The 15,312-nt window shown below is 55.3% G+C and carries 14 protein-coding genes; 3 read left to right on the forward strand and 11 right to left on the reverse strand.

Translation table 11 applies throughout. The annotated features are described in order from the left end of the window. Positions 1-12: 12 nt before the first annotated feature. The 5 genes from WBR57_RS27785 to galB are packed head-to-tail and all read right to left on the reverse strand — an operon-like array spanning position 13 to position 3,476. Entirely contained in the window at positions 13-549 is a 537-nt protein-coding gene (locus WBR57_RS27785) for a DUF1932 domain-containing protein (protein WP_240055782.1), read from the reverse strand. Further along, entirely contained in the window at positions 549-932 is a 384-nt protein-coding gene (locus WBR57_RS27790) for an NAD(P)-binding domain-containing protein (protein ID WP_240055772.1), read from the reverse strand. Before WBR57_RS27790 ends, WBR57_RS27785 begins: the two co-directional genes overlap by 1 nt. Then, a complete protein-coding gene (locus WBR57_RS27795; RefSeq protein ID WP_122540785.1) occupies positions 932-2,026 on the reverse strand; it encodes a 4-oxalomesaconate tautomerase in 1,095 nt (364 codons plus the stop codon). The genes WBR57_RS27790 and WBR57_RS27795 overlap by 1 nt, the downstream gene beginning before the upstream one ends. A 2-nt stretch (positions 2,027-2,028) precedes the next feature. Next, positions 2,029-2,742 (reverse strand): 4-carboxy-4-hydroxy-2-oxoadipate aldolase/oxaloacetate decarboxylase, encoded by a 714-nt coding sequence (locus WBR57_RS27800; RefSeq protein WP_122540784.1) that lies wholly within the window; start codon positions 2,740-2,742, stop codon positions 2,029-2,031. After that, the gene (galB, locus tag WBR57_RS27805) at positions 2,739-3,476 is read right to left on the reverse strand and encodes a 4-oxalmesaconate hydratase (protein ID WP_122540783.1); all 738 of its coding nucleotides are present in this window, start codon (positions 3,474-3,476) and stop codon (positions 2,739-2,741) included. The genes WBR57_RS27800 and galB overlap by 4 nt, the downstream gene beginning before the upstream one ends. Before the next feature lie 139 nt (positions 3,477-3,615). Between galB and WBR57_RS27810 the strand changes: the two genes are divergently transcribed. Further along, the gene (locus tag WBR57_RS27810) at positions 3,616-4,818 is read left to right on the forward strand and encodes a LysR family transcriptional regulator (RefSeq protein ID WP_122540782.1); all 1,203 of its coding nucleotides are present in this window, start codon (positions 3,616-3,618) and stop codon (positions 4,816-4,818) included. Between the two features lies 1 nt (position 4,819). On the opposite strand, the gene WBR57_RS27815 is transcribed toward WBR57_RS27810, so the two are convergent. The 6 genes from WBR57_RS27815 to WBR57_RS27840 all read right to left on the reverse strand — a co-directional run bounded on the left by WBR57_RS27815 (position 4,820) and on the right by WBR57_RS27840 (position 13,202). Next, positions 4,820-6,076 (reverse strand): gallate dioxygenase, encoded by a 1,257-nt coding sequence (locus WBR57_RS27815; protein ID WP_122540781.1) that lies wholly within the window; start codon positions 6,074-6,076, stop codon positions 4,820-4,822. A gap of 58 nt (positions 6,077-6,134) precedes the next feature. Further along, positions 6,135-7,478 carry an MFS transporter gene (locus WBR57_RS27820; RefSeq protein WP_122540780.1) on the reverse strand — a complete coding sequence of 448 codons (1,344 nt, stop codon included), beginning with the start codon at positions 7,476-7,478 and terminating at the stop codon, positions 6,135-6,137. Between the two features lie 135 nt (positions 7,479-7,613). Beyond that, the gene (locus WBR57_RS27825) at positions 7,614-9,032 is read right to left on the reverse strand and encodes an alginate export family protein (protein WP_240055773.1); all 1,419 of its coding nucleotides are present in this window, start codon (positions 9,030-9,032) and stop codon (positions 7,614-7,616) included. 168 nt (positions 9,033-9,200) lie between these two features. Further along, positions 9,201-10,154: a PDR/VanB family oxidoreductase gene (locus WBR57_RS27830; RefSeq protein ID WP_122540722.1), complete on the reverse strand. Its 954-nt coding sequence runs from the start codon at positions 10,152-10,154 to the stop codon at positions 9,201-9,203. Positions 10,155-10,218: 64 nt separating this feature from the next. Beyond that, the gene (locus tag WBR57_RS27835; protein WP_163003233.1) at positions 10,219-11,319 is read right to left on the reverse strand and encodes an aromatic ring-hydroxylating dioxygenase subunit alpha; all 1,101 of its coding nucleotides are present in this window, start codon (positions 11,317-11,319) and stop codon (positions 10,219-10,221) included. 974 nt (positions 11,320-12,293) lie between these two features. Then, positions 12,294-13,202, reverse strand: a complete 909-nt coding sequence (locus WBR57_RS27840) for a LysR substrate-binding domain-containing protein (protein ID WP_122540721.1) — start codon at positions 13,200-13,202, stop codon at positions 12,294-12,296. A 212-nt stretch (positions 13,203-13,414) separates the two neighbouring features. On the opposite strand from WBR57_RS27840, the gene WBR57_RS27845 reads away from it, so the two are divergent. Next, positions 13,415-13,897, forward strand: coding sequence for a MaoC family dehydratase (locus WBR57_RS27845; RefSeq protein ID WP_122540720.1), 483 nt, complete (start codon positions 13,415-13,417; stop codon positions 13,895-13,897). Positions 13,898-13,952: 55 nt separating this feature from the next. Continuing rightward, positions 13,953-15,311 carry an MFS transporter gene (locus WBR57_RS27850; protein WP_122540719.1) on the forward strand — a complete coding sequence of 453 codons (1,359 nt, stop codon included), beginning with the start codon at positions 13,953-13,955 and terminating at the stop codon, positions 15,309-15,311. Position 15,312: the final 1 nt, after the last annotated feature.

Genomic DNA, 15,312 nt, shown 5'->3' on the forward strand with positions numbered 1-15,312 from the left:
GGGGGTCATGCTTTAAGGCTTTCGTTGCGGATCGACATGCTTGCCGTACAAGGCATCAACCAGACTGCTCCAGTCGAATTGCAGTATGTCGGCATAGTGAATTTCTGCTTCATCCATGGCGTCGACTAATCCCGCTTGAACGGCGGCAATGGCCTGGCTCATGCGCGGCGCTATACCGATGTCCTCGACGGTCTTGACCACTTCGAGCATTTCCTCAGACCGACGACGACCGTGTTCCGCGACGCGGCTGATTAGGTAATGAGGATGGTCTGCATTCCAGCCCATGCTGGGGAAACTCGCGTGCAACGACTCGAGCACTGGTTGCTCGACACCATATTGCCGGGCAGTTGAAAGGCACTCCGTGGTCAATGCCTCCAAACCCTTGATCATTACACTGCGACACATTTTTACTGCGCAGGCCACACCAATTTTTTCGGAGAACGCTTGCACATTGAACCCCAACTTTTGTAACGCATCGGTCAGGGCAAGTGCCTGCGTCCCCCCTAGCAGGATGGGCGTTTTCAGGCGCCGAGGTCGCACCGGCGCCATCACGGCGGCGTCGATGTAACAGCCACCGCTACCTTCAATGGCTTCGCTAGCCAGTTGCTTGGCCGGGGCGACACTGAATTGAGATCCATGAACAGTTGCCCTAGGGGACGCCGAGCAGCCACGCTTCTGGCTACCTCCAAGGCGCAACCAGCGGTGACGGTACTGATAATCAATGGCACATTGTCGATGGCGCGCTCAAGTGAGTCCACCAGAGTCACCCCGCAGGTCCGAGCCTTCTCTACAAGAGCTGCGCGACGTTCGGGATCCTCAATCAAACGATCAAAAGCCACCACCCTCACGCCCTGAGCGACCAGATCCTGGTCGATGATTGCACCAACCTCACCGAAGCCGATCATCCCAACGCTATCAATCGAGGTCACCATTATTGGTCACCACTAGCCTTACCCGACCAAATAGAATGGGGCACACATACCTGACCATCGAATAGCAACCTGGAAGTACGCAGCAGCCCACAGCCGACCAGCGAACCATTATCCAATTGCAATTCGACAGTAAACTCACCGGTTGGATGCTCCACCGATAGCCGTAGATGTTCACCGGTTGGGACACGAGCCACGCCTTGAGTGACTGCGCCGGCGATCAGGCATGCCGACGCCACACTCACAGCGCCAAATACGCCAATCGACGCATGACATTTATGGGGAATGAAACTGCGACTGCTGATAGCACCTCCCGCAATGGGTTCGGCAATCAAACACATTTTTGGCACGCTACGTTGGGTGACGTCGCCCAGGTTCATCAATGGGCCGGCTAGCAAACGAATCGATTCGATCTGGGCCTTTAGCTCTTCATCAACATCTAGCTGTTCACGACTTTCATAGCCACTGCGCCCCAAGTCGGCAGCGCGCATCACAACCACCGGCATGCCATTGTCGATGCAGGTCACCTCGACGCCATCGAAACGGTCGAGCACGTTGCCGGTGGGCAATAAAGCACCGCAACTGGAGCCGGCGATATCGTCAAACTCGACGATCACTGGTGCTGCGGCGCCTGGCACGCCATCGATGCTGGCGTCACCCTCATAACGAACCTCGCCATTCGGCGTCTGGACCACAGCGGTGGCGGTCTGGCCGGTGTTCTCCATGAATATCCTGACCCGCGTCACCTCACCTTGGGTCGGAATCAGCCCACGCTCAAGGGCAAAAGGTCCAACCCCAGCCAGGATGTTGCCGCAGTTCTGACCGTAGTCGACTCGTGGCTGGTCCACGACTACCTGGGCAAACAGATAGTCGACATCGACACCTGGACGCTCTGAGCGACGGATGATCGCCACTTTGCTGGTCAACGAATCAGCACCACCGATTCCATCGATTTGCCGCAGATCAGGCGAGCCCATGGCCGCCAGCAAAACTTTATCCCGCTGGTCTTGCTCGGCCGGCAAATCCTCGGCCAGGAAGTAGGCTCCCTTGGAAGTACCGCCGCGCATCATCAGACAGGGAATACGAGTCTGGCTCATGCTCAGTCCTCCAGTTGATCGAGGCTGTCGTAGTACTTCAGACCCTTCTCTTCCAGGCGCGGACGCATGTTATAGATGTCCAGGCCCAACTCACCGTTCGCCAGGCGCAGGCGTTTTTGCTCTTCGAGATCGGCGCGCTTGCGACTAGCCTCGATCACTGCCGGCAGCTCTTCACGCCGCACAATCACCACACCATCGTCATCGGCCAGCACCACGTCACCGGGATTGACCAGTTGACCGGCGCACACAACCGGAATATTCACCGAGCCCAAGGTTTCCTTGATGGTGCCTTGGGCATGCACGGCACGGGACCAGACCCAAAAGCCCATTTCTCTCAGGGTTTTGGTATCTCGCACACCAGCATCCAACACTAGGCCGCACACGCCACGAGCTTTCAGCGAGGTGGCCAACAGGTCGCCGAAAAAACCATCGCTGCAGGGCGAACTGGGCGCGACCACCAGGATATCGCCCGGTTTGCATTGTTCCACAGCCACATGGAACATCCAGTTATCACCGGGGGCGACCAACACCGTTACAGCCGAACCGCTAATGGCGATATCCCGCTGGATCGGTCGTATCGATGACGACAGAAGTCCTTTACGACCTTGAGATTCGTGAACCGTAGCGACGCCGTATCGGGTCAATTCATCGATCAGCGCACTGTCGGAGCGCTCAATGTTACGCACGACCACACCTGTCTTACCGACCATGCTCATCCCAGATTCTCCGTAACTCGTGGAAATATGCTCTGGTAACCCTCGGCGTAGACGATATCTTTTTTCGAGGTGATGCCGATATTGCGCTTTGCCTGGACGCCCCGCTGCAAGGCCACTCGGGTGTAGTACTCCCACAGGTGCTCCTGACCCGCCATGCACTGGATGGCGGCGTACTTCTTGTCCCAAACTTCGGTGATATCCAGTAGCACATCAGGCTTCCACTCGCACTGCTCAGGCTGGTGCGGTTCGAAGCTGTACACCGGTGGCGCGCCAACGATTTTCTCGCCCGGCCTATAACCTTCGGCCTGGGCGATAATCCGCGCTTCCTGAGTCAGGTGGATGGCCAGGGGGTGATCGTAGTTATAAGGATCTTTCAAGGAATGGCTGAGGACAAATTCTGGTTGCACACGGCGGAACACGTCGGCCAGGCGGAACAGGGTTTCTTTGTCAGCGCGCATCGGGTAGTCGCCGATATCGAAGAATTCGACCGTGGCACCGAGAATGTCGGCGGCAGCCTGGGCTTCTTCACGGCGAGCGGCCTTGACCTTGCCTTCAGTCATCTCGCCCTTGCGCCATAGCTTGGCGGACTCGCCTCGCTCGCCGAAGGACAGGCAAACGATATGAACCCCATAACCTTGCTGGCCATGCAGTGCGATGGAACCGCCGGCACGCCAGACGAAGTCGGCGGAATGGGCGCTGACGACCAGGGCGGTCTTTGCGTTAGTGTCACTCATGTTAGTCAGGACTCCCTCTCTTATTTATGGGAATGCTGGCACAGCTACCTGGGAGCGACTAATGCGTTCGAATTACAATGCTATACTTTTTACTTATCAGCATTGTCGAATGCCGTCCTGAACTGAAAGAGTTTTCCTAATGTCCGAGAGTGAATTACCACATTTGATGCAAATCCGAACCTTTATTCGGGTTGCCGATCATGGAAGCGTCTCTCGGGCATCGGAAGTGTTGTTGCGAGCTCAATCTGTGGTGACTCGATCGGTGCATGACCTGGAAGCGCGACTGGGTGTGCAACTGTTTGAGCGGCATGCCAATGGCATGCTTTTAACAACCTACGGGAAGTGTATCCTGCCCCGCGCAAGACGGATCCTGGCCGAACTGGCGGTGATTCCGGCGATGCTCGGCCAGCCGCCGGTAACCGTGCACGAACAGCTTTACCTGCTGTATACACGACGTTTGGAAATTTTCGTCAAACTGTGCGAAACGCAACACATGCAGACCGTGGCCAATGCCTTCGGGTTCTCGCAACCGGCGATCAGCAGCGCGCTAAAAATACTCGAAAGCGGTACTGGCAAGGTCCTGTTCGAGCGCACTGCCCGTGGTTTGCGACCAACCCGGGCGAGCCAGGAAATTCTCTATCCCATTCGTCGAGCCCTCAACGAACTTCGGCATATCGACGCCGACATCGCCGCACTCAAGGGTTCCCTGCAAGGGACCGTGACGGTGGGCGCCTTGCCGCTGGGGCGTACTCGGATCCTTCCACAAGCCATCGTACAGTTGATCAACAATCATCCCGGAGTTCGGGTCGCGACTAACGAAAGCCCCTTCAATCTACTGGCACTGGAACTACGCGCGGGTGATGTCGATTTTGTATTTGGGGCATTGAGACCCACGGGCTATGCCAGTGATCTTCATGGCGAGGAACTGTTGACCGAAGAAATGGTGGTGTTGGTTCGAAGAGGGCATCCATTGTCAGGGAAGGTTGTGACGGCGAAAGACCTGAGCAACGCCCACTGGATATTACCCAGGGCCAATACACCTGCCAGGCTGATAATGGATGCACATTTCAAACGCTTGGGCGACAAGTCTCCCGAACCGGTGGTAGAAACCGGCGATCTGGCAATTATCCGCGGATTACTGCTGCACTCGGACATGCTCGCGGTGGTCTCAGAGCATCAGCTCGAACACGAAATTGCTTCAGGTGAGTTGCAGCGCTTGCAGCTGCAACTGCATGACACCAGCCGCCCCATAGGCCTTATCTACCGAACCAACGGTTTGCATTCCCCGGCCGCCGAGGCATTGATCCAACAGATCCGCGAGGTAGTCCGGCAAGCGCCTTGAATCACTGCTTCCCTGCGACCGAATACGTAACCTGCTGATTCCGGGTTTTCTGAAACTCTTCTAGTGACAACCCTTTCATGGCCGAGTAGATGTGCAGGTTGGACACACCGACCACCGCACCAAGCTTCTCCAGCAGAAAGAAAATCGCGCCGTATTGAATCAGCGCCTGCCAATCTCGACGACGGACCATGTCCCGCTCTTGAAGGGTAAGTTGATGTTCATCAAACAGGCCGTCCGGCGCTTCGAGAAAACGCTCGCGCCAGACCGGATTGATCAGGTTATGCAGGAAGCGATTGAGCCGGTAGCCCTTGTGGCTACGCTCAAGGGTAAAGGGGTAAGTGCCTTCCAGTTTTTCGATACCTGCCAGTTGATGATTGATGTGCTCGCGGTGGCGTTCGAGTACGTCAACCGGCACATCCCTGGCCTGGTTTTCCAATAGCAGCGTGGCGATACCTGTCATCGAAGGCAGGTAGTAATCCTGATGCAGCACGTTGACATTGGCCGACAGCGCACCGCGCATGATCAGCCAGGTGATCACTTCCGAACCTTCCATGCCGCCGAGCGTAGCGTATTCGGCGAGGGTCATTTCAGTCAGGCGCTCTGGATCGCTGACGAACAAGTCAACGAATTGCGCATCCCATTCAGGATTGTTGAAGCCGCAGCGTTCCCCGTGAACCTGATGGGAAACACCACCAGTGGCAACGATGGCAACCTTGATATCTTCCGGATAACTCTCGATGGCACGACGCAACGCCTGGCCCAATTTGTAGCATCGTTTGGCGCTTGGGACCGGAAACTGCAGCACGCCAACTTGCAACGGCACGACCTCTACAGGCCAGCCATCCTTGAATGGCAACAAGGCCGACATTGGCGAGAAGAGCCCATGATCGATCGGCTTATCGCGGAAAAACGACATATCAAACTCGTCGGCCATCAGGCTGTTTCCGATATGCCGGGACAGTGCCGCGTGACCACTGATCGGAGGCAGGTCACGCTTGCCACCGCCTTCATCGGCCACATCGTAATGATCGTCCACACCGAGTGCGAAGGCAGAATAATGATCGAAGAAAAACGACGTTACATGGTCATTGAATATGTAGAACAGCACCTGCGGCTTACGCTCCGCGAGCCACGCTTTGATGGGTTCGAAGCTCTTGAAGATCGGTGCCCAGGCCGCTTCATTCTGCTTGTCGTGGTCGACCGCGAAACCGATAGTGGGTGTGTGTGATACGGCGAGTCCACCGATGATGCGCGCCATGTGTACTTCTCCAGACAATTTGATAATAACTATCCGAGCCCCAGTGGGGCTCGGCCTTTTAGTGATTCAACTCAGGTAGGGGTCGCTCGAAGCGTGGCCTAGGACTGGACAGGATCGCGATAGCCGCGAGAATCGCCGGCACACCAAGCACGGCAAAAATCACGTTCATCGGCAGACCGAAACTCAACAGGACCCCACCCATCATTGAGCCGAAAATACCGCCGAACCGACCGATGCCCAGCATCCAGCTAACACCTGTAGCGCGGAACGCCGTGGGGTACTGGCTCGGAGCAAAAGCGTTAAGCCCGGTCTGTGCACCATTAATGCAAAAACCGGCAGCGAAAATCATTACACCCAGAAGTCCGGTTCCGATATCGACCAGGCCAATGGTAAAGACGCAAATCGCCCCGCCCAGGTATGCCGCCGCAATAACAACCTTGGCGCTCATGCGATCCATGGCGTAACCCACGAGCAGAATGCCGACCAGGCCGCCCAATTGGAACATGGCGGTAACCATGGCGGCGCGCTCGAGAGTAACGCCCGCATCCTTGATCAGGGTAGGCATCCAGCCGGTTAACAGATAAATAACCAGCAACCCCATGAAATAGGTCATCCACAAGCTCAATGTGCGCCAGCGATACTCACCGCTTAGCAGATAACGAACCCTGCCACCGGATGCTTGATCGGGCACCACCTCGGCGAGAGTGAACCGCACACTGTCGTTGAACGTTCCGCCCATGCGCTTAAGCACGGTGATGATTCGGGCCTGCGGATACTGTTTGTTGACCATGAAGTCGACCGACTCGGGCAGCAGAAAGTAGAGCACCGGCAACAGCAGCAGCGGCAGAATCCCGCCCAACAGCAAGACTGCATGCCAGCCAAAGTGCGGAATCATCCAGGCCGAAACGAATCCACCCATGGCAGACCCCAGACCAAAACCCATGAACATCAGTGTGATGAGAAAGCTGCGATGGCGCTTGGGAATGTATTCCGACAGCAGTGTGGTGCTGTTGGGCATTGCAGCCCCCAATCCCAGGCCGGTCAGGAACCGTAAAACCGCCAGCTCCACCGGCGAACGGGCAAATGCACAGAGCACGCTGAATACAGCAAAGCACGCCACCGACCAAAGCAACACACGACGGCGCCCCAGCCGATCGGAATAGGGTCCAGACATCAACGCGCCAGCAGCCAGGCCCACCATTGCGGCAGCGAGAATCGGTCCGAACGCGGCACGGGTGATGCTCCAGTCCTGAATCACCGCAGGGGCGATGAAGCCCATGATGGCGGCGTCAAAGCCGTCAAAGGTAACGATCAGGAAGCACAGAAAAAGAATTAACCACTGGTAGCGAGACATGGATCGATCATCGATCCACTGTTTGATATCCACAGTCTGAACGTTCATGGATGGGACCTTTTATTTTTATCGTTTGAGAGCCAGCTGTCCGCTGCGAGGACGACCAGGCGTAGTTTCATCATATTCCAGACAGCCATCTAACCGACTGCAAAATGCTTAAGCAGAGATCGTTTTTATTTATCATCAATAACGGAACGTCGTACGTAAACTCACGAAGTGGACGCTCTGTCCGCCGACTTCCTTTATTGCCCTACCCACGTCGAAGTATTCCCAATCCATATCGACGGTGACATTACGTGATGCCAGCCATCGGCCGGTGGCCTTGTAGATCGTACCCACCGACTTGCCGGAGGCGTTCGCACTGTTAGGTACCAGGGACATCCCCGTAAAGTAGACACCATCATTGGTATTCTCACGCCACGCCTTGTAAATGGCGGGCTCAATGCGAATTTGCGGCGCCGGAGAAAACGCAAAACTGGGCCCAAGCACGATCAGGTTGGACAACGTGGTCAAACTGGCTTCGCCGTAATAGCCATTTTTCGAATACAGCGGGTCAAACGTTCCGACTTTATTGTCGCCACGCTTTGAATCACCGCTGGAAATATCTGAGCGCACCGCGATTCGTGGTGCCCAAGGATGATTGAAGGTATAGCCCGTGGCACCGGACACGAACCAAGCCCTGATCTGCGCATCGCCGAGGTGGCCAAATTGACCCGCGGCATCCCAGGTCCAGTCAAAACCATTGCTCTTACCAAAAATCCGGGTCCCGACCGTGTAACGCTTCTCGTCACCGATCACTCCCGCGAGATTACGATCCTTGGTTTCCAGGTCTAGTCCATAGAAATCGAAGTTCACTGCCTTGCTGACAGGAACCGTGCTGTAGACCCCGTAGAACTTGACGCTATCACTAGGTTGGTCGTCGAAAGATTTCAGCCCGTAGTCGACCGGACGCAGCGCAAACGCATCCACCGAAATACCGCCCGGAGTCTTTAGCATGACCTTGGCGCCATCCAGGTTGCCGCGGATATTGGGCACGTCCCGGTCACTGATGAGCATCAGGCTGCCATATACCAGTTCCTGACGCCCCAAGCGCGTAGTCAGGCGATAACCCGAATTGAACTTCAGGTTCCAATCCACGAAGGCTTGTTGGAACTCGTTACGACTTTCATCGAAAGGCGAAAATAGATCCTTGCCCCAAGTGCGTGTGTTCTGTAACTGGGCAAACACACGAATCTGATCGTCAAAGAGGTGCAAGTCACCGTGCAGTTGCAGACGCTGCTGCAAGTAGCTGTCGTCATTTATGCCGCGCAAACCGAAAAATGGTTTATCGATCGCATCCGCGCGATAACGCATTTCTGCACCCGTTTGCAGCCAGGCCGACTCACCCAGCGGAATATAACGAAGGGAGTCAAAGGGATCGGTCTTTTTCGATTCGTCCTTCAGGAATGTGTAGTCCTCTGCCCAGCGCGGCAGAGCTGGGCGAGAAGGACGCGCCTGCTCAAGTGTACTCGGCACAGTAATTGAATCAGCCCACACACCGAACGGAGTCGCACTAAGGAAACAGATCATTGTTGTTTGACGCGCAAACTTTATTTTATACACGGCGATTCTCTTTTTATTATTGTTTAAAGGCGTTATTTATTAACCATCAGCAACAGCTCGCCCCCGCCCCAAACTTAGCCGTTCATGCAATATGAAAAGATCTTCAACACGACTAAAAATACCAATCGAATTTTTAGCCGCGTACCAAATCAAGGGAGAGGGGCGGTCTTATATATCCAACACCAAACGGGCACTTTTAGCCCGCGAACAGCACGGAGTGAATTGATTGTTTCGAGCTTTCTCGCTGTCGGTGAGGAAGGAATCACGGTGATCCGGCTCGCCCTCCAGTACGCGAGTAACGCAAGTACCGCAGATACCCTGCTCGCACGAAACGGGGATATCGATACCCGCCTCGTAGAGTACGTCAATGATGGTTTGATCTTCCGGGATGACATAGATGTCTCCGGAGCTGGCCAGTTGGATTTCAAAACTCGCCCCGCCAGCGTGAACATCCGGCGATGCGGAGAAGTACTCGCGATGCAGCGCGTCCTCGCCCCAGCCCTGCTCCCTGGCTGAGTGCAAAACAAATTCCATGAAGCCCGTCGGGCCGCATACATAAAGATGAGTCGAGGGACACGGTTCGCGCAGCAGCGTTGCCATGTCCAGAGGCTGAGCTGGCTCTGCATCATCGAAGTGGAAATGCACCCGTGATGCGAAGGACGACTCACGGATGCGCGCCTGAAACGCAGCGCGCTCGGCAGAGCGCGCCGCGTAATGCAGTTCAAAATCGGCACCGCTTTGTGCCAGGCGCTCAGCCATGCATAGGATCGGCGTGATACCAATTCCACCGGCAAACAGTAAGGTACGTGCCGCAGAGTGTTCCAAGGGGAACAGATTGCGTGGCTCACTGATGCTCAGCGTCTGCCCGACGACAATCTGCTCGTGCATGGCCTGTGAGCCTCCACGCGAGGTTGGGTCCAGCAGCACACCGATCAGATACCGATGGTTCTCCTCAGGGTGGTTGCATAACGAATACTGGCGAATCAAGCCTGGCCCGATGAGAACATCGATGTGCGAGCCCGCGCTGAAGACTGGCAATGGCGCTCCGTCGACGCGTGCCAGCTCAAAACTGCAGATACCCAGCGCTTCCTTTTGCTTATGGGTGACTATTACTTCCAACATGGCACAGTCCTGTTTCTTGTTTTTCTGGCGCTGGACCAGAGGTCCAACGCGGCTTACCTGAAGATCAGAGTTGCTGGGCGTCGATGAGGCTCTGCTCCTCTTGCGACAAACGCAGCATGATCTTGCGACAGAGAATGCCTGGCCTATCAGGTCCGAAGCTCAGTTCTTCAACCGGACCAGGCTCACGATCAAGCAGCTCCTGAATCCAGGTCAGCGCCTCGACGTCCTCTTGGTAGGCGGCCTTATGGCTTTCGTAGATATAGGTATCGATGTCTTGGTCGGTGAGGTAGAAGTCCCGGCTGTTGAACCACCAGTAATGCAGACTGTTCTGGCTTTCCGGGGTGAAGGCGTGAGTAATATTCGCCCGATACTCCTGAGCCTCATCACTCCGAGGCTCCAGATTGACAATTTTCGCGTGAGCGATATGGATGGCCGGCGACTCGAAACGCGCATCGGAAAAACGATCGACATTGCGACCTTCGAGTTTCATCGGTACGGCATATACCGGCGGGGGAGGTGAGTTTTTCAAAGCACGTAGAATGATCACCCGATCACCCTCGGCACGCACATCCAGATCAGAGCGAACATAAGCCGGGGTGCCAATACCGGTCTTGGCATGCAGGATGGAGAAATGAGTCTGATCGAGCAGGTTTTCGTGCATCGCCACGTAGTTGGTATGGAAGTTAAAACTGCCGCCGATAGTCTTCCATTCCGGCTGTTCCAACCAAGAGGTATCGGGCACTGAATCCGGCCCCGCCTTGCTTTTATCACCCATCCAAACCCAAATGAACGGGGCTTTCTCGATGACAGGATAACTGTCAATACAGGCGTGGCTTGGCGGGTTTGCCAGCGAAGGCATACCCACACATTGGCCAGTGGGAGCGTAGACCATGCCGTGGTAACCACACACCACATCGTTACCTTCCAGACGACCGCGACTGAGTGGGAACGAGCGGTGAATGCAGCGGTTATTCAAAATAACCGGTTTGCCTTCCTCTGTACGATACATCACCACAGAAGTACCTAGCAGGGTGCGCTCCAACAAGTGGCGACCTACCTCGCTGCTCAGGCCGGCAACGTACCAGCAGTTACGAATCAATGGGGTTCGATGGTCAGCCATCAGGTTGGAACGCTGACGCGGCGGACGCGGGGTGGCTTGTAACATGTTATGCCTCCTATTTTTATTGTGCGGTTTGCGCTTACAGAGCCATCAGGAGCTCGTCGAGGCGCAAACGCCTCAGGCTGTCCATGTCCCTGGAGAGAATCAGGGCATGTCCGTGGAGCCTAAATTATCGGTTAAGGCACGCCCTGTCCTCTCGCTAATGATTATCGAGGTATCGGTTATTCTTATGAGTTGTTTTCCTGAAAAGGTGAGGAGCCCCCTTTGGAAGCGTGGGGGCAGTGCCAAACGTCGCGTTAGACAGTGCCGAATCCATCACCTTGAGTGATCGACCACGCCCCCCCCCTTGCACACCCTACCAATCAATAGATTCCCTTTGCTGCGCGTTCAGAAACCGTTGTTTACCCGATTGCGGCATACAAACTTCAGCCATAAGCGTTGACCGCCAGCCTCTAATGCATGGAATAGGCGAAAATGTCGCTGGAATTCGGCGCCTGCGTGATGGGGCCTACGCAGCCCTGCTCAGCACTCTTATCACAGAACGAGGGATAGTGAGCAAACGCACTAGCTCATCTCTTACGGCGTAAGAGGCTAACCGGCATGCATCCGCAACGCGGCACACTGCATAACCAACTGCATGCGCGTCCATCGTTGTGTTTCGATGAGGTGGCCTACGTCTTTCAGATGGCTTTTTATTGGCGAACACAAGCTGTATGACGCGCCGCTGCAGCTAACGTCCCTTAGGGCCATCGCGGTCGGCGTCGCAAGGCATTTCACAATTAGACGGTTATTCACTCAAATAGGAGCGGTTACAGTGTTCCTAACCCTAGCTCCGCCGCTGGTAGCGCCAGGCGCACTCCCAGTACATAACTGGTGCGGCACAACGATTTGAAACAGTGGATGACGCAATACCAATCGGTCTTTGAGTGCGCAATTGAGGGGTCTGAGTTTCGCAAAAGACCCGACACTTGCGTGTATCGACCTGTCACGATGCGCGTACGATATCACCTGCCCACTGATTAGGTTTCATGCGCTCCATGGTTAAACACTGGCGTCATAAGGTACTCAACAAAACTTCTGACGTAGGGAGGCAGCGACGCAAAGTCATTCGCCACGATTCGCTGATGCCTCAAACTCCAAGGCTCTTGAAGTGAAATCCCAGCAATCCGATGCTCAGTGAGCGCCCTATTAGCCACACTGCGCGGCACGATTGAAACTCCCACATTATCCTCGACCAGTTGTAATAAGACTGGAAAGCTCTGCACGTTGACCCGGGCATTTATCCGCCGGCCCAACTTACTGGCAAATTGCGACAGGAACAAAAAGTTGCTGCTCTTGCGATCCAGGCCAACAAAGTCCGAATCCAGCACGGTGGCGAAACTGACCTGGGAGGTTTTTGCCAACGGGTGCAGAATGGAGGTGATCAAAATCAGCTCGTCCTCTCCGTAAAGCATTGCGTCGAGGTTGCCTATTTCCACATCTCCGGCCAACAACCCAATATCGACAGCGTTTTCAGTCACAGCCTGGACAACATCCTCGCTGAGCCGCTCCTCGAGCTCGATATTGATATTTGGATGAGTCACCAGATAGCCGCCAAGCGTTGCCGTTAAGCCGACGATACAACTGCTGTTGGCAACAATACGGATGTGCCCCTTGGTGCCGTTGGAAAAGCGCGACAGGTCACCCTCCATATGCTGCACCGCCGACAACAGCACGCGCACATGATCTAGCAATACGCGACCTGCCGGGGTCAGAACCATACCTTTGGCGCTCCTGACGAACAGCGGCGTGCCGAGCGCCTGCTCAAGGTTTTTCAGCCGGTAGCTGGCCGAAGGTGCAGATAAGAAGCGCACAGATGCCCCAATCGAAAGACTTTCCGAATCGGCTATCGCCAGAAATAAGCGCAGGTCGGTCAATTCGTATCGCATGGATATACCTCCTTCTATGTCACCGGGCCGGTATTTCCAACCTTGCAGGCCATGCTAAACCAACGCTCCTGCCCGACGCTTTCAATTTTTCTAAGAGAGCCTTCGTATCTTTCGACTGTCTTCGCACGGGGCACGTCCCTATCCTCGAATCAGCTGCTTGAACAACGTTGCTGAAGCCCCTAAAGACAAAAAAACCTACAGGATGACACCTCATGCAGTCAGTTCCTGACCTGCCCCACCTCTCTCATCAAATGTGTGCCCAGCGTTACTTTGAAGACTTCGAACTGGGCGAACGATTCGTTTTGCCTTCACGCACCATGACCGACGCGCTGTTTGCCGCGTTTCAATTGGCGAGTGGCGACAACCACCCTGTGCACTACGACGTTGAGTATTGCCGTGCCCATGGCATGCCTCAGTTGTTGGCCCATGGTTTTCAAATTGCGATCCAGACAGCGGCCGGCGCGGGCTTATTTCCCCACATGGTCGAACACTCCCTCAAAGCGTTTCTCGAACAGAGCAGCGAATTCCTGCATCCAGTCTATGCAGGCGACACGCTCTACAGCTCATTGCAAATAACCGAATTGACTCCCGGGCGCACCACTGGCGTGTTGACCATGACCTCGTCTGTGGTCAACCAGCGTAGCGAGCAGGTATTGCGCGGCAAACAAAAGTACCTGTTGCGCAAGCGCCTTTGAACGATCGAGTTGGCTGTTCGTTCTTCGTGACACTATAAAAATAACGGAGTCCCCCATGAGTCAAATTGAATTATCGGGCGCCTGCGCACCTGCGCATGACCCTGCTCGCGCGTCGTCTTTACTGGACGAAAACGCACTGTACAAAAAGATCACATGGAGGTTGATTCCCTTCCTGCTACTCGCATACGTGGTCTGCTACATCGACCGATCCAATGTGAGTTTCGCCTACCTACGTTTCAAGGATGACGTGGGACTGTCGGATGCTGCCTACGGGCTGGGTGCCGGTATTTTCTACCTGGGCTATGTGCTGTTCGAAGTACCCAGCAACATGCTTCTTGAAAAGCTTGGTGCACGCGCCACGCTCATGCGCATCATGGTTTTGTGGGGCCTGGTCTCGGCAGGTACAGCTTTCGTGAGTTCGCCGGAGCAGTTCTACTTTGCGCGCATTTTACTGGGGGTGGCGGAGGCAGGCTTCTTCCCAGGCCTGATCCTCTACCTGACTTATTGGTTTCCCGCCAGCCGCCGCGCTGGCGTCACGTCATTACTGATGGTCAGCTTATGTGTCGCGGGCATGATCGGAGGCCCGTTGTCGGGCGGCATTCTGCATGCATTCGACGGCTCGACGGTGATGAAATCCTGGCAGTGGATGTTCCTGCTTGAAGGTTTGCCTGCTGTGCTCATCGGCATCGCCGCATTCTTTTACTTGAGCGACGGACCTGCAAAAGCCAAGTGGCTGAGTGAAGAAGAAAAGCACATCGTGCAGAGCAACCTTGAACGTGATCAGCAGGGCAAAGCCCAGCATCATGGCAGCAAGGCAGTGTTTATCAAGCTGCTAACCGACCCAAAAATATTCATCGCATCGGTGGCGTATTTCTTCAGCCCATGGGCGCTGAGCGTGCTGAATTTCTGGGGCCCGGCCATCATCAGGCAGTCCGGAATCGACAACCCCTTCACCATTGGCCTGCTGTCGATCATTCCGAACCTGGCCGGCGCCATCGCCATGATCTATGTCGGGCGTCACTCAGATCGCCGCGGTGAACGGCGTTGGCACTTCATGGGCAGCGTCACGGTCACCGCGATCGGAGCCGTAATGCTGGCCCTGTTTCACGACAACTGGATGGCAGCCATTCTCTTTCTAACCTTGGTAGGCATCGGACAGTACACCGCGTTCGCAGTGTTTTGGACCATACCGCCCACTTATTTGTCGCGTACGACAGCCGCCGCCGGTATTGCCATCATCAGCAGTCTAGGCCAAATCTCCGGCCTGCTCTCCTCCTGGTTTCTCGGCCTACTGAAAGAAGCGACGGGGAACATGGTAACCGGGCTTTATCTGGTCGCCTTGATCCAGATCCTGACCGGCCTGTTGATCGTCGTAGGGTTTCGCGACCGCAAAGGTGCGACTGCGCCTATTTGAT

Source organism: Pseudomonas sp. (assembly GCF_049590575.1).
GTDB lineage: Bacteria > Pseudomonadota > Gammaproteobacteria > Pseudomonadales > Pseudomonadaceae > Aquipseudomonas.